At 63.9% G+C, this 22,368-nt stretch carries 16 protein-coding genes; 13 read left to right on the top strand and 3 right to left on the bottom strand.

Going from position 1 to position 22,368, the window contains the following annotated elements; all coding sequences use genetic code 11:
* Nucleotides 1–88 precede the first annotated feature (88 nt).
* Nucleotides 89–895 carry a trimeric intracellular cation channel family protein gene (locus GYM67_RS04925; protein WP_220235879.1) on the top strand — a complete coding sequence of 269 codons (807 nt, stop codon included), beginning with the start codon at nucleotides 89–91 and terminating at the stop codon, nucleotides 893–895.
* A gap of 36 nt (nucleotides 896–931) precedes the next feature.
* Here GYM67_RS04925 and rpsT read toward each other — a convergent pair whose 3' ends face one another.
* Nucleotides 932–1,192: a 30S ribosomal protein S20 gene (rpsT, locus tag GYM67_RS04920; protein WP_220235878.1), complete on the bottom strand. Its 261-nt coding sequence runs from the start codon at nucleotides 1,190–1,192 to the stop codon at nucleotides 932–934.
* Between the two features lie 145 nt (nucleotides 1,193–1,337).
* Here rpsT and lepA point away from each other — a divergent pair, with 145 nt between their 5' ends.
* The 12 genes from lepA (at nucleotide 1,338) to metF (ending at nucleotide 21,155) form a co-directional block, all read left to right on the top strand.
* Complete coding sequence (gene lepA / locus GYM67_RS04915) at nucleotides 1,338–3,215, top strand: translation elongation factor 4 (protein ID WP_220235877.1); 1,878 nt, start codon at nucleotides 1,338–1,340, stop codon at nucleotides 3,213–3,215.
* 4 nt (nucleotides 3,216–3,219) lie between these two features.
* Entirely contained in the window at nucleotides 3,220–4,563 is a 1,344-nt protein-coding gene (gene hemW / locus GYM67_RS04910; protein ID WP_220235876.1) for a radical SAM family heme chaperone HemW, read from the top strand.
* A gap of 124 nt (nucleotides 4,564–4,687) precedes the next feature.
* Nucleotides 4,688–9,262 carry a glutamate synthase large subunit gene (gltB, locus tag GYM67_RS04905; protein ID WP_220235875.1) on the top strand — a complete coding sequence of 1,525 codons (4,575 nt, stop codon included), beginning with the start codon at nucleotides 4,688–4,690 and terminating at the stop codon, nucleotides 9,260–9,262.
* Between the two features lies 1 nt (nucleotide 9,263).
* Entirely contained in the window at nucleotides 9,264–10,811 is a 1,548-nt protein-coding gene (locus GYM67_RS04900) for a glutamate synthase subunit beta (protein ID WP_220235874.1), read from the top strand.
* 45 nt (nucleotides 10,812–10,856) lie between these two features.
* Nucleotides 10,857–11,309, top strand: a complete 453-nt coding sequence (locus tag GYM67_RS04895; RefSeq protein ID WP_220235873.1) for a DUF2975 domain-containing protein — start codon at nucleotides 10,857–10,859, stop codon at nucleotides 11,307–11,309.
* A gap of 2 nt (nucleotides 11,310–11,311) precedes the next feature.
* A complete protein-coding gene (locus tag GYM67_RS04890; protein ID WP_220237417.1) occupies nucleotides 11,312–12,151 on the top strand; it encodes an ABC transporter ATP-binding protein in 840 nt (279 codons plus the stop codon).
* A gap of 141 nt (nucleotides 12,152–12,292) precedes the next feature.
* Nucleotides 12,293–14,056 carry an ABC transporter ATP-binding protein gene (locus GYM67_RS04885; RefSeq protein WP_220235872.1) on the top strand — a complete coding sequence of 588 codons (1,764 nt, stop codon included), beginning with the start codon at nucleotides 12,293–12,295 and terminating at the stop codon, nucleotides 14,054–14,056.
* Nucleotides 14,057–16,003, top strand: a complete 1,947-nt coding sequence (locus tag GYM67_RS04880; RefSeq protein ID WP_220235871.1) for an ABC transporter ATP-binding protein — start codon at nucleotides 14,057–14,059, stop codon at nucleotides 16,001–16,003.
* Between the two features lie 6 nt (nucleotides 16,004–16,009).
* Complete coding sequence (locus GYM67_RS04875) at nucleotides 16,010–17,125, top strand: tRNA (adenine-N1)-methyltransferase (RefSeq protein WP_220235870.1); 1,116 nt, start codon at nucleotides 16,010–16,012, stop codon at nucleotides 17,123–17,125.
* Nucleotides 17,126–17,205: 80 nt separating this feature from the next.
* Nucleotides 17,206–17,766, top strand: a complete 561-nt coding sequence (locus GYM67_RS04870) for a SixA phosphatase family protein (protein ID WP_220235869.1) — start codon at nucleotides 17,206–17,208, stop codon at nucleotides 17,764–17,766.
* Between the two features lie 178 nt (nucleotides 17,767–17,944).
* Complete coding sequence (gene metE, locus GYM67_RS04865) at nucleotides 17,945–20,281, top strand: 5-methyltetrahydropteroyltriglutamate--homocysteine S-methyltransferase (RefSeq protein ID WP_220235868.1); 2,337 nt, start codon at nucleotides 17,945–17,947, stop codon at nucleotides 20,279–20,281.
* Nucleotides 20,274–21,155 carry a methylenetetrahydrofolate reductase [NAD(P)H] gene (gene metF / locus GYM67_RS04860; protein WP_220235867.1) on the top strand — a complete coding sequence of 294 codons (882 nt, stop codon included), beginning with the start codon at nucleotides 20,274–20,276 and terminating at the stop codon, nucleotides 21,153–21,155. Before metE ends, metF begins: the two co-directional genes overlap by 8 nt.
* A gap of 95 nt (nucleotides 21,156–21,250) precedes the next feature.
* On the opposite strand, the gene GYM67_RS04855 is transcribed toward metF, so the two are convergent.
* Nucleotides 21,251–21,502: a hypothetical protein gene (locus GYM67_RS04855; protein WP_220235866.1), complete on the bottom strand. Its 252-nt coding sequence runs from the start codon at nucleotides 21,500–21,502 to the stop codon at nucleotides 21,251–21,253.
* A 16-nt stretch (nucleotides 21,503–21,518) separates the two neighbouring features.
* Nucleotides 21,519–22,358, bottom strand: a complete 840-nt coding sequence (locus tag GYM67_RS04850) for an ATP-binding cassette domain-containing protein (protein ID WP_258561443.1) — start codon at nucleotides 22,356–22,358, stop codon at nucleotides 21,519–21,521.
* Nucleotides 22,359–22,368 lie beyond the last annotated feature (10 nt).

Here is a 22,368-nt window from a genome sequence, read left to right as displayed (position 1 = left end):
GCGCACATCATCGGCCTGTTCAGCTGTGGGGTTGGCTAATCTATAGACAGACTTGAGTGCGGGACGATTCCGGGAGGAGAAGCGCGGGATGAAGACGGCCTTGGAGGGGAACCTCATCTTCATGGTCATCGAGTACCTGGGCATCTTCAGCTGCGGGCTTTCGGGCGGTCTGGCTGCCGTGCGCAAGGGTTACGACATCATCGCCATCCTTTTGGTTTCATGGATCAGCGCTCTGGGCGGCGGAGTGGTCCGTGATGTCCTGCTGGGCCAGGTGCCTCCCAGCGGCATCACCGACAAGGGCTCGGTCATCGTCACCCTGGCATCAGGCCTGGTGGTGGCTGTCGCCCATCCCGAGATCAGCAGGATGACCTGGTCCATGCTGGTCACCGATGCCATGGCGCTGGGATCCTTCGCCGTCAACGGGACCGCCAAGGCACTGATGTGCGGAACCGGCGGCATGACAGCCATCTTCATGGGCATGGCCACGGCCCTGGTCGGGGGGCTCCTTCGAGACATCCTTCTCAACCAGGTGCCTGCAGTCATCCAGGACCAGCACTGGTACGCGCTGCCTTCCCTGATCGGCTGCTTGCTGACCCTAGCCTCCGCGCGCGCCCGGCAGCATGGGCTATATCCGGTCCGGGTCGACATGGCTCTGGACCTGGCCATCGTGGCCCTGGTGGTCGTCCTGCGCATCATCTCGGTAAAATTCGACATCCTGGTGCCTGGGGCAATGGACCGGCGCTCGGCCCGGCTGCCGCTCAACGATGCCCAGCTGACCAGGGCCATCCGGCATCTGATGCGCGGCCGGTCGGACATCAGCGTCACCATCCAGCACGACGACGAGGATGCCAATGAGAATTCAAAAGGGGAGCCGGGCGTCAAAAAGGGCCGGTGATCCAAGCGCTTGGATCACCGGCCCTTGTGGGGCGCTTCAGAGGGCGTTGACGGCGTTGGCCAGACCGGACTTGCGGTTGGCGGCCTGGTTGCGGTGGATTACACCCTTGCCGGCGGCCTTGTCCAGACGGCGGGCGGCCACCTGGTAGGCAGCCTGAGCGGCCTCCTTGTCACCGGCATCCACGGCCTTGCGCACGGAACGCACGGAGGTCTTGATCGCGCTCTTGACCTCCGTGTTGCGCAGGTGCGCCTTTTCGTTGGTGATGACCCGCTTCTTCTGCGACTTGATGTTTGCCAATGTTGCTCCAAACGATGAATGTATCTGTACAGACAAACCACCATACTAGCACCTGACCGCGAGAAGAACCCTCCTGGAGCGGGCGCTTCGGCCCAGGGCATCGTCTAGAATCGTTAGACCAGACGTACGTGAGGAGAGCAGACCGGTGCAGGAAGCCAAGAACCAACCAGGATTCACCGACCAATCGCTGATCCGCAACTTCTGCATCATCGCCCACATCGATCACGGCAAATCCACGGTGGCCGACCGGATCCTGCAGCTGAGCGGGATTGTGCCCAAGCGCGAGATGCACGATCGGTTCCTGGACAGGATGGACATCGAACAGGAGCGCGGCATCACCATCAAGTCCCAGGCCGTTCGCCTGCCCTGGGTCAAGGATGGCGTCGAATACACCCTGGGCATGATTGACACCCCTGGCCATGTGGACTTCACCTACGAGGTCTCCCGGGCCCTGGAGGCCTGCGAGGGCGCAGTTCTGCTGGTGGACGCCACCCAGGGCATCGAGGCGCAGACCCTCTCCAACCTGTATATGGCCCTGGAGGATGACCTGACCATCATCCCCGTCCTCAACAAGATCGACCTGCCTTCGGCCGAGCCGGACAAGCACGCCGAGGAGATCGCCAATCTGATCGGCTGCTCCACGGACGAGGTGCTCCGGGTGTCCGGCAAAACCGGCCAGGGGATCCGCGAGCTGGTGGATCGAATCGTGGACCAGGTGCCGGCCCCCAAAGGGGATCCCAAGGCCCCAGCCCGCGCCCTCATCTTCGACTCGGTCTACGACTCCTACCGGGGAATCGTCACCTACATAAGAATGGTGGACGGCGAACTCAAGGAGCGTCAGAAGATCCGCATGATGGGCCGGGGGACCGTGCACGACCCCATCGAACTGGGCGTGATCAGCCCCGATATGACCCCCACGAAGGCCCTGGGGGCCGGGGAGGTCGGCTACGTGATCACAGGCGTCAAGGACGTCAGCCAGTCCAAGGTGGGCGACACCGTCACCACCGAGTCCAACCCGGCCAAGGAGCCCTTGCCTGGCTATCAGGACCCCCAGCCCATGGTTTATTCCGGGCTCTTCCCCATCGACAACGCCCAGTTCCCCGAGCTGCGCGACGCCCTGGACAAGCTCAAGCTCAACGATGCCGCCCTGGTCTACGAGCCGGAGACCTCCGTGGCCCTTGGCTTCGGCTTCCGCTGCGGCTTCCTGGGGCTTCTGCACATGGAGATCGTCACCGAGCGCCTGAGCAGGGAGTTCGGCATGGATCTGATCGCCACGGCCCCCAACGTCACCTACCAGGTGACTATGGAGGACGGCAGCAAGCACACGGTGACCAACCCCAGCGAGTTCCCCGATGGCAAGGTTCGCCAGATTCTGGAGCCCGTGGTCAGCGCCGACATCATCACTCCTAAGGAGTTCATCGGACCGGTCATGGAGCTCTGCCAGGACCATCGCGGGCAGATGGGAACCATGGAGTACCTGAGCCCCGAGCGCGTCGAGATGCACTACCGTATGCCCCTGGCCGAGATCGTCTTCGACTTCTTCGACCAGCTGAAGAGCCGGACCAAGGGCTACGCCAGCCTGGACTACCAGCCCGACGGCACTCAGTCCGCCGACCTGGTCAAGGTGGATATCCTCATCCAGGGGGAGAAGATCGATGCCTTCTCGGCCATCGTCCACAAGGACAAGGCCTACGCCTACGGGGTGATGATGACCAAGAAACTGCGCAAGCTGATTCCGCGTCAGCAGTTCGAGATCCCCATCCAAGCGGCCATAGGGTCGCGGATTATCGCTCGCGAGACCATCAGCGCCCTGCGCAAGGACGTGCTGGCCAAGTGCTACGGGGGCGACATCACCCGCAAGCGCAAGCTGCTCGAGAAGCAGAAGGCTGGCAAGAAGCGCATGAAGATGCTGGGACATGTCGAAGTGCCCCAGGAGGCCTTCATCGCCGCCCTGAGCACGGGCCAGGCCCAGGATCGGGACACCAAGGACAAGATCCGGGCTGCCGCCAAGAAGGAGGGCTGAACGGGTGGGATCCTACCAGGTCTACATCCATGTGCCCTTCTGCATGCGCCGCTGCGGATACTGTGACTTCAACACCTACACGGCCCGGGACCTGGGCGGGGGCGCCAGCCGGGAGCACTACGCCGACCTGGCCATTCAGGAGATGCGCATGGTCCGCGCCTGGCAGACTTCCCGGGGCCTGATAGAGCCGCCCGTGTCCACCATCTTCTTCGGCGGCGGAACGCCCACCATTCTGCCTGCCCAGGATCTGGTGCGCATGGTCGAGGCCGTGGCCGACCTCTGGGGGTTGACCCCGGGGGCCGAAATCACCACCGAGGCCAACCCTGACACCGTGGATCGGGCCTACCTGGAGCAGCTGCTCCAAGGGGGCATCAACCGGGTGTCCTTTGGTATGCAGTCAGCAGTGCCCAGCGTCCTGGCCACCCTGGACCGCACTCATACCCCGGCCAATGTGGCCACCGATGTAGCCGCCGCCAGGGATTTGGGTCTCAGGGCCAGCGTGGATCTGATCTACGGGACGCCGGGGGAGCGGCTTGAGGATTGGCGGACCAGCCTGCAGGCTGCCTTGGACCTGGGCGTGGACCATGTCTCCGCCTATGCCCTGACCCTGGAACCCACCACCAAGATGGGTCGTGCTGTGCGCCGGGGCCAACTGCCCGCCCCCGATGACGATGACGAGGCGGCCAAGTACGAGATGGCCGACGACATGCTCTCCCAGGCAGGCCTTGACTGGTACGAGATCTCCAACTGGGCCCGCCCCGGCCAGGAGAGCCGCCACAACCTGGGCTACTGGCACAACGTGGACTGGGCTGGCATCGGGCCCGGCGCTCACTCCCACTATCGTGCTCTGGAAGGCCAGGTCACGGGCATGGCACCGGTGGAAGCAACCCGGGAGCAGGAGCCCATGCCCTCCGTTTCGCCCGGGTTCAGAGCCACAGGAACGTCAACAGCGCAAGAGGCCCTTTCCATGGCACACTGGTGGCTTTCGCCGGAGCCCGGCCTGGAGGAGCGGCGTGCCCGGGCTATTCGCTCCTGGGACATCGCCCACCCCAGGGACTGGGCAGCCGCCATGGATGCCGGACAAGTGCCCTGGCAGGATGCCGAGCTTCTGGGCTGGAGGCAGGACCTGGAGGAAACGGTCATGCTGGCCCTGCGCCTGCCTGAAGGCCTAGGAATGGATCGGCTGACCAGACAGGCGGGTCGTCCGGCCGACCCGAAGATTCTTAAGGTTTTGGTCGACCAGGGACTCCTGCATCCCGTGAGCGACAGGATCCAGGTGACCCGCCGGGGCCGCCTGCTCAATGATCTGGTCATCGATCAGGTCCTGGAGGCAGTAGGAATTCGTTAGACGCTGCGGAACGTTACACGGATGTCACCTGTGAATGCATTATTGTGTTTATTCACCAATGACCAGGCTCTTCAAGGGTGGAGCATGCCGGCCCCGCCCGCGTCCCACGAATGAGGTGATTGCGGTGTCATTCACGGCCCCCCTCGATCTGCATGTCCACGGCCCGCAAGGGCTCTATGACCCTGATACGGAACACGATGCCTGCGGTTTCGGCATGGTGGCCACCCTCAACCGACAGGACGAAAGACTGATTGTTGAGCAGGGCATCCGCGTCCTGGTCAACCTGGACCACAGAGGGGCCGTGGGAGCCGAGCCCAACACCGGCGATGGGGCCGGCATCATGCTCTCCATGCCTGACGAGTTCATGCGCACCCGTGTCTACCAGGATCTGCCTGAAGCCGGCCGCTATCTGGCGGGCATGGCCTTCCTGGACAGGGATCCGGCACAGGCTGCCAGCCAGGAGGAGGCCATCGCATCGATTGCAGGCCAGGAGGGACTGCGTGTCCTGGCCTGGCGGGCAGTGCCCTCCGACCCGGGCGGACTGGGTCTGCAGGCTCTGGCCTCCATGCCGCGATTCCTTATGCCCATCATGTGCGACGCCGGCCCTCAGGGCCGAGGAGGACTGGACCTGGAGCGGCTGGGGTACCGGGTCCGCAAGCGTGCCGAGCACGAGCTGGGCGTTTACTTCGCCTCCCTGTCCTGCCGGACCATCACCTACAAAGGCATGCTGACCGCCAAGCAGCTGCAGGGCTTCTTCCCCGACTTGAGCGATCCGGCCATGAAGGCCCGCCTGGCCATCGTCCACTCCCGCTTCTCCACCAACACCTTCCCCTCCTGGCCCCTGGCCCAGCCCTTCCGGATGATCGCCCACAACGGGGAGATCAACACCATCCAGGGCAACCGCAACTGGATGTCGGCCCGCGAGGGAAAGCTGAGCTCGGAGCTCTTGGGCGACATGGCCCAGCTGCTGCCGGTCAATACGCCTGGCGCCTCAGACTCGGGCACCTTCGACGAGACCCTGGAGCTGCTTCACCTGGCCGGACGGTCCCTGCCCCATGCAGTCTCCATGATGATGCCTCCGGCCTGGCAGCAGGATCCGGACATGGACCCGGACCTGAAGGCCTTCTACCAGTACAACGACACACTGATTGAGCCCTGGGACGGACCGGCGGCCATCGTCTTCACCGACGGAACCCTGGTGGGCGCCCAGCTGGACCGCAATGGCCTGCGTCCGGGCCGCTGGCAGCTGACCGAGGACGGCCACCTGGTCCTGGCCTCGGAGGCCGGCGTCCTGGAGGATACGCCCCAGGAATCCATCGTCGTCAAGGGCAGGCTGGAGCCGGGACACATGTTCCTGGCGGACACCAAAGAGGGCCGGATAGTGCCCGACAATGAGATCAAACACCAGCTGGCCGGTCTGCACCCCTACAGGAAGTGGGTTTCCGAGCGGACTGTCCGTCTGGACGACCTTCCCGAGCGCGAGCATGTCAATTACTCGCGCATCTCGGTTCACCGCAGGCAGCAGGCTTTCGGCTACACCCGGGAGGACCTGACCATGCTGCTGGGGCCCATGGCCGAAAGCGGCGGCGAACCCATCGGGTCCATGGGCAATGACGCGCCCATCGCCGTGCTCTCATGCCGGTCCCGCTTGCTCTTCGACTACTTCACCCAGAAATTCGCCCAGGTCACCAACCCGCCTCTGGACTGGGAGCGCGAGGAGCTGGTGACCAGCATCGCCTCAGCCATCGGCCCTGAGCCCAACCTTTTGGAGGACACCCCCGAGCACGCCTGGAAAATCCACGTCGACCTGCCTGTGGTGGACTCCGTGCAGATGGCACAGATCAAGCGCCTGGACCGGGCGCCAGTCCTGGAAGGCCGTTTCCGCCCCCGTCTGATCCGCGGCCTCTACCAAGTGGCCGGAGGCGGCAAGGCCCTCGAGGAGCGTCTGGAAGCCATCGAAAGGGAGGTGGACCAGGCCATCGAGGAGGGCTGCAATGTGCTTGTCCTGTCAGACAGGGACTCCAACCACATCTGGGGACCCATACCCTCCCTGCTGCTGACTGGGGCAGTCCAGCACCATCTGCTTCGTCAGCATACCCGCACGCAGGTCTCTTTGGCAGTGGAGGCCGGCGATGTGCGCGAGGTCCACCATGTGGCCCTGCTGATCGCTTACGGCGCCGCCTGCGTCAACCCCTACCTGGCCCTGGAGTCCGTGGAGAACCTGGCCAACAGCGGCGACCTGCATGTGGACGCCAAAAAGGCCTCTGCCAACCTGGTCAGGGCCCTGAGCACCGGGGTCCTGAAAATCATGAGCAAGATGGGCGTGAGCACCATTATGTCCTACCGTGGCTCCCAGCTCTTCGAGGCCGTCGGGCTGAGCCGTGAGGTCATTGACCGCTGGTTCACCGGCACCACCTCCCTGGTGGGCGGCATAGGCCTGGATGAGATAGCTGCCGAGGTGGCCCAGCGCCACCGGGTGGCCTACCCCATCGAGTGGACCGCCGGATCCGGGCATGATCTGGAGACAGGCGGCAACTACCACTGGCGGCGCACCGGCGAGGACCATCTGAACGACCCCGAATCCATCTTTCTGCTCCAGCAGTCCACCAAGCGCGGGGACTACGGGCTCTTCAGGGCCTACACCGACCATGTGAACGCGGCGGCCAAGCGGGGCATGACCCTGCGTGGCCTCATGGAGCTGCACTCCGGCAGGGCACCCATACCACTGGACCAGGTGGAGCCCGCCGAGTCCATCGTCACCCGCTTCTCCACCGGCGCCATGAGCTATGGGTCCATTTCCCAGGAGGCTCATGAGACCATGGCCCTGGCCATGAATCGGCTGGGGGCCAGGTCCAACTCGGGCGAGGGCGGCGAGTCTCCGGACCGGATTGCAGACCCTGCCAGGACCAGCCGCATCAAGCAGGTGGCCTCGGCTCGGTTCGGGGTGACCAGCGACTACCTGGTCTCGGCCGCCGACTTGCAGATCAAGCTGGCCCAGGGAGCCAAGCCGGGTGAAGGCGGACACCTTCCCGGCGCCAAGGTCCCGCCCTGGATAGCCCAGGTCAGGCGCTCCACACCCGGGGTCGAGCTCATCTCGCCTCCTCCCCACCATGACATCTACTCCATCGAGGACCTCAAGCAGCTCATCCACGACCTGAAGATGGCCAACCCTCGAGCCCGCATCCATGTCAAGCTGGTCTCCGAGCACGGGGTGGGAACCGTGGCCGCAGGCGTGGCCAAGTGCCATGCCGACGTGGTCCTCATCTCCGGCCAGGACGGCGGCACAGGAGCGGCGCCCCTCAATGCCATCAAGCACGCGGGAACCCCCTGGGAGCTGGGTCTGGCCGAGACCCAGCAGACCCTGGTCATGAACGACCTGCGCTCGCGGATTGTGGTCCAGTGCGACGGTGAGCTCAAGACCGGCCGCGATGTGGTCATAGCAGCTCTGCTGGGGGCCGAGGAGTTCGGCTTCGCCACCACGGCGCTGCAGGTGGAGGGTTGCGTCATGATGAGGGCCTGTCACAAGAACACCTGCCCCCAGGGCATTGCCACCCAGGATCCGGAGCTGCGTTCGCGCTTCACCGGTCGGCCCGAGGACCTGGTCAACTTCTTTACGTTCATGGCCCGCCAAGTGCGGGAGATCCTGGCATCCCTGGGCTTCACCAGCCTGGAGGAGGCGGTCGGCCACGTGGAGTGCCTGCGCCGGGACACCTCTGTGCACGCCTGGAAAAGCCAGGGCATCAACCTGGACGCCATCCTGCGCAAGCCGGGCCCCACCCCAGGCACTGTGCTGCATCACACCCAGGCTCAGGATCACGAACTGGACAAGTCCCTGGATGTGGACTTGATCAATCAGGCCGTCGACGCCTTGGATGAGGGTCGGCCGGTGGCCGTCAAGGGAGCCGTGCGCAACGTCAACCGGAGCGTGGGCACCATGCTGGGCTATAGGATCACTCGCAAATACGGGGCAGCCGGCCTGCCGCGGAACACCGTGGACATCACGCTGACAGGTTCTGCCGGACAGTCCCTGGGCGCCTTCATCCCTCGTGGCGAGACCATCCGGGTGATCGGCGAGGCTAACGACTATGCAGGCAAGGGCCTGTCCGGCGGTCGTCTGGTCCTCCACGCTGCCCAGGGAGTTCGCTTCGATCCGCACCAAACCGTCATCTGCGGCAATGTGGCAGGATTCGGTGCCACCTCAGGCGATATGTTCGTAGCTGGACGGGCCGGGGAGCGCTTTGCCGTGCGCAACGGGGGCGGCCGCTTCGTGGTCGAGGGCCTGGGCGACCACGGCTGCGAGTATATGACCGGCGGCCTGGTAGTGGTTCTGGGTTCCACTGGACGCAACTTCGGCGCTGGCTTCTCGGGAGGGGATGTCTACCTGCTGGATATGGATGCCTCACGGCTCAATCCTGAAGCCTGGAATGACGGCTCCCTGCTGGCCCTGGAGCCCGACCGGGACCAGGCGGCCATGCTCAGAGATCTCGTCGCCGAGCATGTCCGGCTGACCGGATCAAAGGCTGCGGCCGCCCTGATGGAGGACTGGCCAAGCGCGCTGGCTCGGTTCACCCATCTGGTTCCCCGCCGTTATCTGGCCATGAAGAAGGCCATGGAAAAGGCCGAGCGCGAGCAGGTGGACTTCAACGCGCCCGGCGTCTGGGACGCCACCTACGCCCAGGTCATGGAAGGAGCGCACTGATATGGTCGACCCCAAGGGATTCCTCAAGGTACGCACCCGGCACGAGCTCGCCGAACGCCCAGTGGCTGAACGCCTGAAGGACTGGCGGGACGTGCATCAGACCACTGGTCCAGGTCCCTGGACCGCCGAGCAGGCCGCCCGCTGCATGGACTGCGGCACCCCCTTCTGCATGACCGGCTGTCCCCTGGGCAACCTGATCCCCGAGTTCAACGACCTGCTGTCCCGAGGACGCTGGGAGGAAGCCTACGAGCGGCTCAGCCTGACCAACAACTTCCCGGAGTTCACGGGACGGATCTGCCCGGCTCCCTGCGAATCCTCCTGCGTGCTCTCCATCCACCAGCCGGCCACCACCATCAAACTGGACGAGCAGACCATCATCGACCAGGCCTGGTCCCTGGGCCTGGTCAAGCCCCGACCGCCTCAGAGGCTGACCGATATGACTGTGGCTGTGGTCGGGTCGGGCCCCGCAGGGCTGGCCTGTGCCCAGCAGCTGACCCGGGCCGGGCACACGGTCGTGGTCTACGAGCGCGCCGATGCCATTGGCGGGCTGCTGCGCTACGGCATTCCTGCCTTTAAGCTGGAGAAGTCCCTGCTGGACCGTCGGCTGGAGCAGATGGAGGCCGAGGGGACTCGATTCCGCACTAGCGTCGAAATCGGCCAAGACCTGGGCTGGGATCAGCTGCGGGCCCGCTATGACGCCTTGGTGGTGGCCATTGGTTCCACCGAACCCCGGCGGGTGGATCTGCCCGGACGGGAGCTCAAGGGCATCCACTACGCCATGGACTTCCTGCCCAACCCCACCCGCAAACTCATGGGCCGCGAGCCCATCAACGACATCGATGCAGCCGGCAAGGACGTCATCATCATCGGTGGCGGCGACACCGGGTCGGACTGCCTGGGCACGGCCCTGCGTCAAGGCGCCAAGTCGGTCACCGTCCTGCAGATCCGGCCCCGGGAGCCACCTTCCAGACCCGACAACCGGCCTTGGCCGACCTATGCCCGGCTCTACAACCCCACCTCCTCCATGGAGGAAGGCGGCCGCTATGAGTACTCAGTGGACAGCCTGGAGTACCTGGGCGACAGTTCCGATGACCGGATCAATCTGGACCAGACCAGTGTCCCCACCGGCTTCGACCGGAACCGTGAGGGACGGGTGCGTGGCGTTCGCGTGGTCGACGTCAGTCGTGACGATCAGGACCGAATCATCCCTCATCCCGATACCGAACGCGTCCTGCCTGCCGACTTGGTTCTGATCAGCGTTGGCTTTGCCCATCCGGAGACGGCCGCCCTGACCGGACAGACCGGCGTAGGCCTGGACGCTCACGGCAACGTGGCCCGTGATGCCGACTACGCCACTGACCGTGACGGCATTTTTGTCTGCGGTGATGCCGGGCGTGGCCAGTCCCTGGTGGTTTGGGCCTTGGCGGAGGGCCGTTCCTGTGCGGCTGCCGTGGACCGATATCTGACCGGTGCCACCGAACTGCCTGCCCTCATACGAGCCGATGAGCGCGCCATGACCCTACCTGCGGCCGACCGGCGCCCACGCTAATATGAAAAGGTATGGTGCCGATCGAAGGGATGGAGGCAGTGGGATATGACCAACCGCGCTGAACGTAGGGCGCAGGCCAAGCGGAGCCGCCGTGGCGGCAGCGACGACCGGAGGATGACGGCCAAGGGCAGGGCCGGAGTGATGGATGAACGGGCCTTGCAGGAGCGCTCCCGTCGGCTTGAGGCGGGCCAGGGCGCCGAGTGGAAGCCTGCCGGGCACACCGACGACCTGTTGCAGAAGGACTCCGTGGACCCCAACGACCGCAACCCTCGTCTGCTGAAGGCTCCCAGCGGCGTGCGTCAGTGGCTGCGAATCCTGGTCTGGGCCCTGATCATCTGTTCAGGCTTGGCCTTCCTGGTCTGCATGTGGCTGCCCCATGTTCCCATCTGGGCCACCATCGCCATAGCGGCGGTCTTCTGTCTGGGCGTGCTGGGGCTCTTCCTGGTGGGAGGCAACCGAGACAATCCCCGCCTGGACTCCTATGGAACGGCCCTGTGACCATGGGCGAAAGCGTGGCTGAAAAACAGGCCGTGCTCATGCACCACGTAGGATTCCGCCGTCAGGGCCGGGTCATACTGGACGATGTCGACCTTGAGGTGGGACAAGGGCAGAAGTGGGTGCTCTTCGGGCCCAATGGCGTGGGCAAATCAACCTTGGTGGCCATGATGAGCACCCGGGGTTTCCCCAGCAGCGGCAGTGTGGACATCCTGGGCAACCGGTTGGGCAAGGTGAACGTCTTCTCCTACCGGCATCGGATAGGGCTGGCCTCGGCCGGCCTGGCCAAGACCATCAGCCCCCAGGAGGATCCCTACGACGTGGTGCTGACTGCCTTCAGCGACACCACGGGACGTTGGAAGGAGACCTTTACGCCCGATCAGGAGGAGGCCACCCTGGCCCTCATGGACCGGTTCGGCATCGCCTACCTCAAGGGCAAGCGCATGTACCGGCTCTCTGAGGGGGAGCGCGGCCGGGTGCTGATTTGCCGGGCGCTGATGGCCAATCCTGATTTGCTTATCTTGGACGAGCCGACCACCGGGCTGGACCTAGGCGGCCGGGAGCTGGTGCTCAGGGCCTTGAGCGACATCGGCCGCGAGGACAAGGACCGCACGGTCATCCTGGTCACCCACCGGCTTGAGGAGATTCCTCCGGGTTTCGATCGGATAGCCATGATGGGTCGGCGTCCTGCCGACACCGAAGACACCGGCGATCCGGATCCGGGCACCATCGTCTATCAGGGACCCTTGGAGGGTGGACTGACCGGTCCGCGCCTGAGCGAGCTCTTCGGTCTGGACCTGACCGTGGTTCACCGCGGCGGACGCTGGGGTGCCTTCGCCGTCTGAACGTTACTGCCCGCGGACCCGTTCTGACACGCCCCTATCAGCTCAAGGAATAGCAAATTCGTTCCCCAGGGCATGGGTATAGACTGTGGTGGTTTGTCTGCCGGGGACCGCGGCAGACCTGTAAGCGTGAAGGATGTTGACGTGATCAAGATATGGACTCGCTACCTGCGGCCTTACTGGCTCCAGGTGGCCGTTCTGGTGCTCTTTCAGGTGGCGCAGACGGCCTTGAACCTCTACCTGCCCAACCTGCAGGCAGACATCATCGACAAGGGCGTGGCCGTAGGCGACCAGAATGCCATCTACCGGATCGGCTGGCAGATGATGGGCATCACCGCCATCCAGATCGTGGCCAACGTGGTCGCCGTCTACTGCGCGACCCGGCTGGCCATGAGGATGGGCTACGAGCTGCGCAGGGACCTGTTCGCCTCGGTGGAGGGCTTCAGCCTCAACGAGATCGAGCGCTTTTCGGCAGGTTCCCTGATCACCCGCACCACCAACGACGTCCAGCAGATGCAGATGACCACCATGCAGACTCTGATGATCATTCTGCAGGCCCCGGTCATGCTGATCGGCGGCCTGATTCTGGCCCTGCGCCAGGACGGCCCCCTGACCTGGTCCCTGGCGGTCATCGTCCCCCTGGTCCTCCTGGTGGCCCTGGTGCTCATGGGCAGGATGGGACCCCTGTTCACCCGCCTGCAGAACATGCTGGACTCGGTCAACCGCCTGGTCCGCGAGCAGATCTCCGGCGTGCGCGTCATCCGCGCCTTCGTCCGCGAGAAGACCGAGGCCGCCCGCTTCGACAGGGCCAACCGCGACGTCTACGGCGTCCTGATCTCCACCGGCCGGCTGATGAGCATGATGGTGCCGCTCATGTGGTTCCTGCTGAACATGTCCAACGTGGCCATCATGTGGTTCGGCGGCCGCCGTATCGACTCCGGAGCCATGCAGATCGGCGCCCTGCAGGCATTCATCCAGTACCTGATGATCATCCTGTCTGGCCTGATGATGGCCGCCATGATGTCGGTCATGCTGCCCAGGGCTGCTGTGGCCGCCCGAAGGATCAATGAGGTCCTGGAGGCCACCAGCGAGATCACCGCTCCCGAGCACCCCTACCGCAATGAGCACCCCCAGGGACTGTTGGAGTTCAAGCACGTGGACTTCAGCTACCCGGGCGCCCAGGATCCGGTCCTTTCGGACATTTCCTTCACCGCCCGGCCGGGCACCACGACGGCCCTCATCGGGGCCACCGGATCCGGCAGGTCCACCATCATCCGACTGGCCAACCGCATGTTCGACGTCACCGACGGCCAGGTCCTGGTGGATGGCCATGACGTGCGCGAGTACGACCCCGACCGGCTGGCCCTGATCTTTGGGCCGGTCCCGCAGAAGGCCACCCTCTTCACCGGCACCATCCGTGACAACATGCACTACGGGGACCCTGATGCCGACGACGACCGCATCTGGCAGGCCCTGCGCATCGCCCAGGCCGAGGACTTCGTTCGTGAGATCCCCGAGGGCCTGGACGCTCGTGTGGCTGAGGGCGGCACCAACTTCTCTGGCGGGCAGAAGCAGCGGCTCTGCATGGCCAGGGCCATCCTGCGCAACCCCCGCATCTACACCTTCGACGACTCCTTCTCCGCACTGGACATGACCACCGACCGCGCCCTGCATGAGGCCTTGGTGCCGGTCACCCGCGAGGCCACCCAGATCGTCGTGGCCCAGAGGGCGGCATCCATCCGCCAGGCCGACCAGATTCTGGTCCTGGCCCGAGGCCGCATCGTGGGCCGGGGCACCCACGACCAGCTCATGGAGGACTGCCCAACCTATCAGGAGATCGTCCAGTCCCAGGGCGGGCAGGGTCCCGACGTGGAAGAGCTCAGCATTGACGAGGGGAGGGCCGAGTAGATGGCTAAGAACTTGAGCGTAAATACAGGCTCGCAAGCTGTGGGTGCACACCGTCACACCGTGGGCCGACTGGTCCGTTACCTGCTGGTCAGCCCCTGGAGGGTCATTGTCATGGTCCTCGCCGGCATGACCGCCGTGGCCATGATAGTCATCGGACCCAAGGTCATGGGCGAGGCCACCAACGTCCTCTTCGAGGGACTGCTGGGTTCCATGCTGGTCAAGATGGGCGCCAAGCCCGGCACCCCCAAGCAGGCTGTGGTCACCTACCTGCAGTCCCGCGGCCAGGACAAGTTCGCCCGGATGATCGACTCCATGAACGTCCAGGTGGGCGTGGGCATCGATTGGGGGCGCTTTGGCACCATCCTCATGTTTGTCATCGGCATCTACCTGATTTCCATCTTGGTCAGGCTGGTGCAGAACTTTTTGATGACCCGGCTGGTCTCCGACGCGGTCTACACCATGCGCAGGCAGATCGAGGACAAGCTGGACCGGCTGCCCCTGCAGTACTTCGACCGGACCCCGCGCGGCGAAGTCATGAGCCGGACCACCAACGACATCGACAACATCTCGGGCACCCTGCAGCAGATTCTGGGCGAGCTGCTCTTTTCGGTCTTCTCCATCATCGGCGCCTTCATCATGATGCTGACCATCTCGCCCCTGCTGACCCTGATCGCTTTCATCATCATCCCGGTCATGGCCCTGTGCGCGGGCATCATCCTCAAGAAGACCCAGCCGCAGTTCACCAGGCAGTGGATTCGCACCGGCCAGGTAAACAGCCACGTGGAGGAGATGTTCTCCGGCCACATGGTGGTCCGGGCCTTCGGCCACCAACGCAAGGCGGAGGAGGAGTTTGAGGAGCGCAACCAGGAGCTCTACCAGGCCAGCTTCAAGGCGTCCTTCTTCTCGGCTCTGGTCACGCCTATGTCGACCTTCTTCGGCAACTTGAGCTTCGTGATCGTAGTCATCGTCGGCGGCGTGCACGTGCTCAACGGAAGCATGAGCCTGGGCGGCCTGCAGGCCTTCACCCAGTACACCCGTCAGGCCTCCCAGCCCATCGGCCAGCTGGCCTCCATGGGCACCATGCTCCAATCTTCCCTGGCCTCCTGCCGCAGGGTCTTCGACTTCCTGGACGAGGCCGAGGAGATGCCGGACATCGAGCATCCCGACCATCTGGGCCAGGAGACCGGAGGCAAGGTCGAGGGCCATGTCCGCTTCGACCACGTCCGCTTCTCTTACGATCCGGCTGAGCCGCTGATCAAGGACCTGTCCATCGAAGCCAAGCCTGGGCAGACCATCGCCATCGTCGGGCCGACTGGGGCGGGCAAGACCACCCTGGTCAACCTGCTCATGCGCTTCTACGAGATCCAGGGCGGGCGCATCACCATCGACGGCGTGGACACCTCCAGAGTGACGCGCCAAGACCTGCGCAGCCACTTCGGCATGGTCCTGCAGGACACCTGGCTCTTCGACGGCACTGTTCGCGACAACCTGCTCTACGGATTGGGCGAGGGGCAGACCATCCCTGAGCAGACCATGATCGAGGGCGCCAAGGCCACCCACGTGGACGAGTTCATCCGCAAGCTGCCCCAAGGTTATGACACCGTTCTCAACGAGGACAGCAGCGAGCTCAGCCAGGGCGAACGCCAGCTGATGACCATCTGCCGGGCCTTTCTGTCCGATCCGGACATCCTGATCCTGGACGAGGCCACATCCTCAGTGGACACCAGGACCGAGCTGCTGGTCCAGCAGGCCATGAACACCCTGCGCAAGGGCAGGACCTCCTTCGTCATCGCGCATAGGCTGTCCACCATCCGCGACGCCGACCTGATCCTGGTGGTCAACCACGGCTCGGTGGTCGAGCAGGGCACCCACGACCAGCTTCTGGAGCGTGGCGGCGCCTATGCCTCCCTCTACAACTCCCAGTTCACCAAGGGCGAGGAGGACTGAGGGGGCATGAGCCTTAGAAACGGTCCGCTGAGTGTAGGGGAGCGGGTCCAGCTGACCGACCGGCGCGGCCGCAAGCTGACGGTGATGCTGGAACCTGGCGGCCTGACCCAGACCGACCATGGTCTTCTGCCGCACGAGGCCATGATTGGTCTGCCCGAGGGATCCGTGGTCGTCACAATTTCGGCTGACGAGTGGCGGCAGATGCGTCACAAGCCGAATGACCACACTGATACAGAGGCGTCTGACAGGGCCCAGCCATGGAAGTCTTCGCGAAGCATCGGCGGCTGGGCCTTCACCGTCATGCGCCCCCGGCTGGAGGACTATATCCTCTCCATGCCTCGCGGCGCCCAGATCATGTACCCCAAGGATGTGGCCAGGGTCATCCTCCTGGGCGACATCCTTCCGGGCATGAGGGTCTTGGAGTCGGGGGCCGGCTCAGGGGCCATGAGCCTGGGCTTGTTGGATGCCATTGGCGCGGAGGGGAAGCTGACCAGCATCGAGCGGCGGGAGGAGTTCGCCCGGGTAGCCGTGGGCAATGCCACTGTCTTCTTTGGGCGGCGCCCTGCCCAGTGGGACCTGCGCACTGGCGACTTCGACACAGTTGCGGCCGACCTGCCCGAGGACGAATTCGACCGTATTGTTCTGGACATGCTGGACCCCTGGAACCGCCTGGATCAGGCCTACCGTGTCATGGCTCCCGGCGGCGTGCTGACCGCCTACGTGACCACCACCACCCAGCTCAGCCGACTGGCCGAGGCCCTGCGCGCCGATGGCCGATGGACCGAGCCCGAGATCATGGAGAGCCTGGAGCGTTCCTGGAAGGCCGACGGTCTGGCGGTCCGACCCGAGCACGAGATGATCGGGCACACCGGCTTCTTGTTGACCAGCAGGGCCATGGCTCCCGGTCAGCAGGCTCTGCGCAAGCATATCCGGGCTACCAAGGACTACCAGACTGACGTGGATCAGGGTCGGCCGCCCACCGAGAGCAGCGACTTCGGTCAGGGGCGCGAGTTGGCGGATCTGGAGCTGCGCCGTGTCTCCGATCGCAAACTGCGCAAGGTGCTGCGTGACCTGGACCATCAGGTGCGCACTCTGCAAGGCAGGGAGGATCAGGAAGACTGATCGCGCAGGGTCAGCGTATCCTCTGGGCTTTGTCATAATGGTAAGGGCGACTGATGAGATCGTCGGGAAAGGAAGCGTGAATGGGTTTGCGAAAGGGTATGAAGGCTGAGGATCTGCGGCGGTGCAGCCGAACCCTTATGCTCATGCGTCATGCCAAGACCGAACGCCAGGGGTCACAGGGCGACCGCAGCCGCAAGCTGACCGACCGTGGCCAGAAACAGGCCCGGATCATGGGCCGTGGATTGGCTGCTTTGGGTCTGGTGCCAGACCGCATCATCTGTTCGGGTGCGCCCCGGGCCCGTCAGACCCTGGATGGCATGCTGAAACCTCTGGGCGACCGGCCCCGTGTCGATTACCGGGAATCTCTCTATGAATCCGGCATGCAGGCGGTCTTCGACCAGTTGGTGCAGGCCGAGGACCGTGACCACCGGGTCCTGATCCTAGGTCATGAGCCCACCATGTCTATCTGCTCACAGTGGCTGGCCGAGGGCAACTCCGATCCCGACCTTTTGGACCTGCTCAATCTTGGGCTGCCACCGGCTACTATGGTCCTGCTGGGCTCCGAGCGGCCCTTGAACGACTGGGGAACCCACCAGGCCCGTTTGCTTGGCATTCTGGGCCCCCAAGACCTGGAGGGCTGACCGGCAGAACAAGCTAGAGGCAACCTTCTGCGGGCAGGCTTAGCGAGCATCAGTCCCGTGCCTGCCGTCTTCTCGTTATCAATTCAGGTTATGGCGACACCTTATTTGCACCAATTACCGGCCTCCCCCCGCCGCTGATAGGCTGACCAAAGACATCAGGACGAAACTGGGAGGTTTCATGGCAGCGATTACATCCGTGTCCGGATTCCCGCGCATCGGCGCGCACCGCGAACTCAAGCGGGCCATCGAAGGCTATTGGAAGGGCGAACGGGATCTGGACGAGGTCCGGCGCACGGCCGCCGATCTGCGGGCCAGGCACTGGCAGTTTCAGCAGGAGGCTGGCGTCGACCTGATTCCCGTCAATGATTTCAGCTACTACGACCAGGTCTTGGATACCTCCATCCTCCTCGGCGTCGTACCCGAGCGCTATCGGAAGCTGGGCCTGTGCCCCGAGGACACCCTTTTCGCCATGGGCCGCGGCTACCAGGGGGAGCAGGGTGACGTGACCGCCTTGCCCATGAAGAAGTGGTTCACCACCAATTACCACTACCTGGTGCCCGAGATCGATCAGGACACTGAAATCGCACTCGAAGGCGACAAGCCTTTCAAGGAGTTCCAGGAGGCGCGCGAGCAGGGCATCGCCGCCAAGCCGGTGCTGATCGGCCCCTACACCTTCCTGAAACTGGCACGTGGTCCCCAGGGCGAGGTGCTGGATCCCGACCCGGCATTGGTCCAGGACCTGGCCAAGGCCTATGCGGACATTCTGGAGCGGTTCATCGGCCTTGGCGCCGACTGGGTGCAGCTGGACGAGCCCTATCTGGTCCTGGACAAGGAACCAGGCGACCAGGACCTCTTCGAGACCCTCTATGAACCTATCCTCAGAGCCCGCCAGAGCGACCAGGGCAAGGTCCGCATCCTGCTCAACACATACTTCGGCCATGTGGGCGACTGCTATGGCCTGCTGGTTGCCATGGGCTTCGACGGCATCGGCCTGGATCTGGTCGAGGGCAGGGACGAGAATCTGGCGGCCCTCAAGGAACACGGCGTGCCGGAGGCAACCACCATCTTCGCCGGCCTGGTCAACGGCCGCAACATCTGGCGCAACGACTACGCAGTCAGCCTGGGCCTGCTGGATGCCCTGCACCAGGTGACCTCGAACGTGGTGGTGTCCACAGCGTGTTCCCTCCTGCACGTGCCCTACACCGTGGCCGACGAGAACGGGCTGGATGCCGTCACCGTGCGGCCCCACTTCGCCTTCGCCCTGGAGAAGCTGGGCGAGCTGCACGACCTGGCCCAGCTGGCCGATGCCAATGAGGACCAGCGCCGCTCCAGCAAGGCCCTTGCTGACAATCAGAAGCTCTTCGACGGCAGCCGCGTCCAGCCTGACCCGCAGGTGCAGCAACGCCTGGCCGGTCTTGAGGACGGGGACTTCGTGCGTACCCCCGCCCGGCCCGAACGCCAGAGGATCCAGGCCCAGGAGCTGGGTCTGCCCCTGCTGCCCACCACCACCATCGGCTCCTTCCCCCAGACCGCTGAAGTTCGCGCCCAACGGGCCCGCCTGCGCAAGAAGGAGATCAGCCGGAAGGACTACGACGACTTCATCGCCCGCAAAATCGACCAGGTCATCGACCACCAGGAACAGATTGGCCTGGATGTTCTGGTCCACGGCGAGTTCGAGCGCAACGACATGGTCGAGTACTTCGGCCAGAACCTCAAGGGCTACCTGTTCACCCGGAATGCTTGGGTCCAGTCCTACGGCACCCGCTGCGTCAAGCCTCCCATCGTCTGGGGAGACATCTCCCGCGCCCGGCCCATCACTGTGCGCTGGTCCTCATATGCCCAGTCCCGGACCAAGCATGTGGTCAAGGGGATGCTGACCGGGCCGGTGACCATTCTCAACTGGTCCTGGCCACGCGAGGACATCGATCACAAGCAGCAGACCCGCCAGCTGGCTCTGGCCATCCGTGACGAGGTTCTGGACCTGGAGGCCGCGGGTATCCGCATCATCCAGATCGACGAGGCCGCCCTGCGCGAGAAGTTGCCGTTGCGACGCTCCGACTGGCACAGCCGATACCTGGACTGGGCCATTCCCGCCTTCCGGCTCGTTCATTCCGGGGTCAAACCAACTACACAAATTCACACCCACATGTGCTACTCGGAGTTCAACGACATCATCAAGGACATTGATGCCATGGACGCCGATGTGATCTCCTTCGAAGCCTCCCGCTCCGACCTGACCGTCCTGGATGCCATCCAGGAGGCCAAGTTTGAGACCGAGGCGGGCCCTGGAGTCTACGACATCCACTCACCGCGCATCCCTTCCACTGATGAGATTGCGGAACGGATCCATGCCATCCTGAAGAAGCTGGACGCGGCCAAGGTCTGGATCAACCCCGACTGTGGGCTCAAGACCCGTGGCGAGAAGGAGACCTGGCCCAGCTTGGAGCACATGGTGGCCGCCGCCCATCAGGTGCGTGCGGAGCTATCGTCCAGTCAGGTGTCAGATCGTGCATGAGCCTATTTTTTCCCTGGAGGTCTTTCCCCCCAAGCGCGATGCCCCGGTGGGCACCATCTATGACACCCTGGATGGCCTGGAAGGGCTGATGCCCGACTTCATCTCGGTGACTTACGGGACCGGCCGCCGCTCGGACCGCACAGCCACGGCCCGCATATCCAAGACCATCCATACCGAGTACGGCATCCCTGCCGTGGCACACCTGACTGCCCGGTATGCGGACCGCGAGGTGATCGATCAGGCCCTGGACATGTTCGACGACGCAGGGGTGGCAGCGGTGCTGGCCCTGCGTGGCGACAGCGTGGAGGGCCGCGAGCCCGCAGGGGTCTTCGACCATGCCAGCGATCTGGCCGCCTACATCCGGTTCCGTCGGCCGAACCTGCCGATTTATGGCGCCTGTTATCCGGAGACACACCCGGAGGCCTCCTCGCCCGAAGAGGATATTGAACATCTGCGGATCAAGGTGGATGCCGGTGTCAACCATCTGATCTCGCAGCTCTTCTATGACAACGCCGATTTTCTGGACTTCCTGGACCGGGCTCGGGCAGCGGGCATTCTAGTGCCCATTGAGGCAGGGATCATGCCCATCACCAACGAGGGCCAGGTCCGGCATATGAGCCGGGTCTGCCAGGCCCGGATCCCGGCAGCGGTTGAGTCCATCCTGGAGCGCTGGGGGGACGACCGGGCCAGCCTGCGCGAAGCAGGCATCATCTACGCCTCACAGCAGATCGCAGATCTGGTGGCCCATGGAGTAGACGGTATCCACCTCTACTCCATGAATCACTCAGGGGTCACCAGGCGCATCTGGCACAACGTCCGTCATCTCTTTCGGCAGGCAGGCACCAAGGAGGAGACGGTCAGGAGCCGAAAATAACCGCAAAAGGGAGATTTCCGGCTTTCAGCGACGCTTTCGGCGCTGATCGTCGGTGCGGGGCCTCAGCCATGGCCAAGTCTTGAGCGCAGCCCTGTTCAGTGGGGTGGTATCATGCCGAGCAACAACCCTAGGACCACAGCGCCGATGGCCACCCAGGAGGTCAGGTCACGTCCCAGCAGAATGAGAATTACTACCATGCCGGTTCCTATCAGGGAGAAAACCGCTGTCCAGCGTTGCTGAGAATCGGTCTGCCGGTCGTTGCTCTTTGGCAAAAGTCCGTCTATCAGTCCCACTGCCAGTCCTATCAGGGCACAGACGATGGTCGGAAGGGTATCGGTCAGCTGCATTCTAGGATTCCTTTGTTCATGATTTCTCGGGCAGGGCCTTTCTGGTACCGCGCAGGGCGTGGGCGCGGGCGTTGGCCCTGGCCATGGCATCCAGCTGGCCCTGGTCCTGTATGACGTCCTCAGGATCAATGCCTGAAATCAGCGCTATTACAGTTTCATAAGATGTCTTGGCCGTAGGAAGAACTCCTACCAGCCGTCCCTGACGCATGACTGCTATGCGGTCAGAAACCGCGAAAACGTCCGGCAGATCGTGGCAGACCATAAGGATGCTGCGGCCCTCTGAACGCATGCGCTTGATGTAGTTGAGCACCTCGGCGGACTGCATGACGGATAAGGAGGCCGTCGGCTCGTCCAGCAGGATCAGCTCGGGATTGTCCAGCAGGGTCCTGGCGATCGATACGGTCTGTTTTTGTCCCAAGGAAAGGGTGGCCATGGGTTGGCCCACGCGGATAGGGGAGGACAGCGACTGGAGGACCTGACGGGTGCGCCGACGCATGGCTTCGTCATCGCGACGATGGTGTCGATCGCGCAGTTCCTTGCCTAGGAAGAGGTTGGAGGAGACATCCAGGTTGTCGCAGAAGTCCTGCCCCTGGAAGACGGCTGCAATGCCCAACTGATTGGCGACTCTGATCGAGGGAATGCTGGTCGGTCGGCCCTTCCAGAACAAGGTACCCTGGTCGGGTCGGATCAATCCGGACAAAATCCTGACCAGAGTGGACTTGCCTGCTCCATTGTCGCCCACGACGGCGAGCACTTCGTGTTGACGAATATCCAGGTTTATGTGTTTGAGGGCCTCAACGAATCCGAACCTGATGCAGAGGTCGTCCATCTGCATCAAGACAGCGGTTTCATGCAATCCAGGTCAC

The sequence above is a fragment of the Bifidobacterium asteroides genome (assembly GCF_019469425.1).
GTDB lineage: Bacteria > Actinomycetota > Actinomycetes > Actinomycetales > Bifidobacteriaceae > Bombiscardovia > Bombiscardovia asteroides_I.
This window is presented reverse-complemented; position numbering and strand designations above follow the sequence as displayed.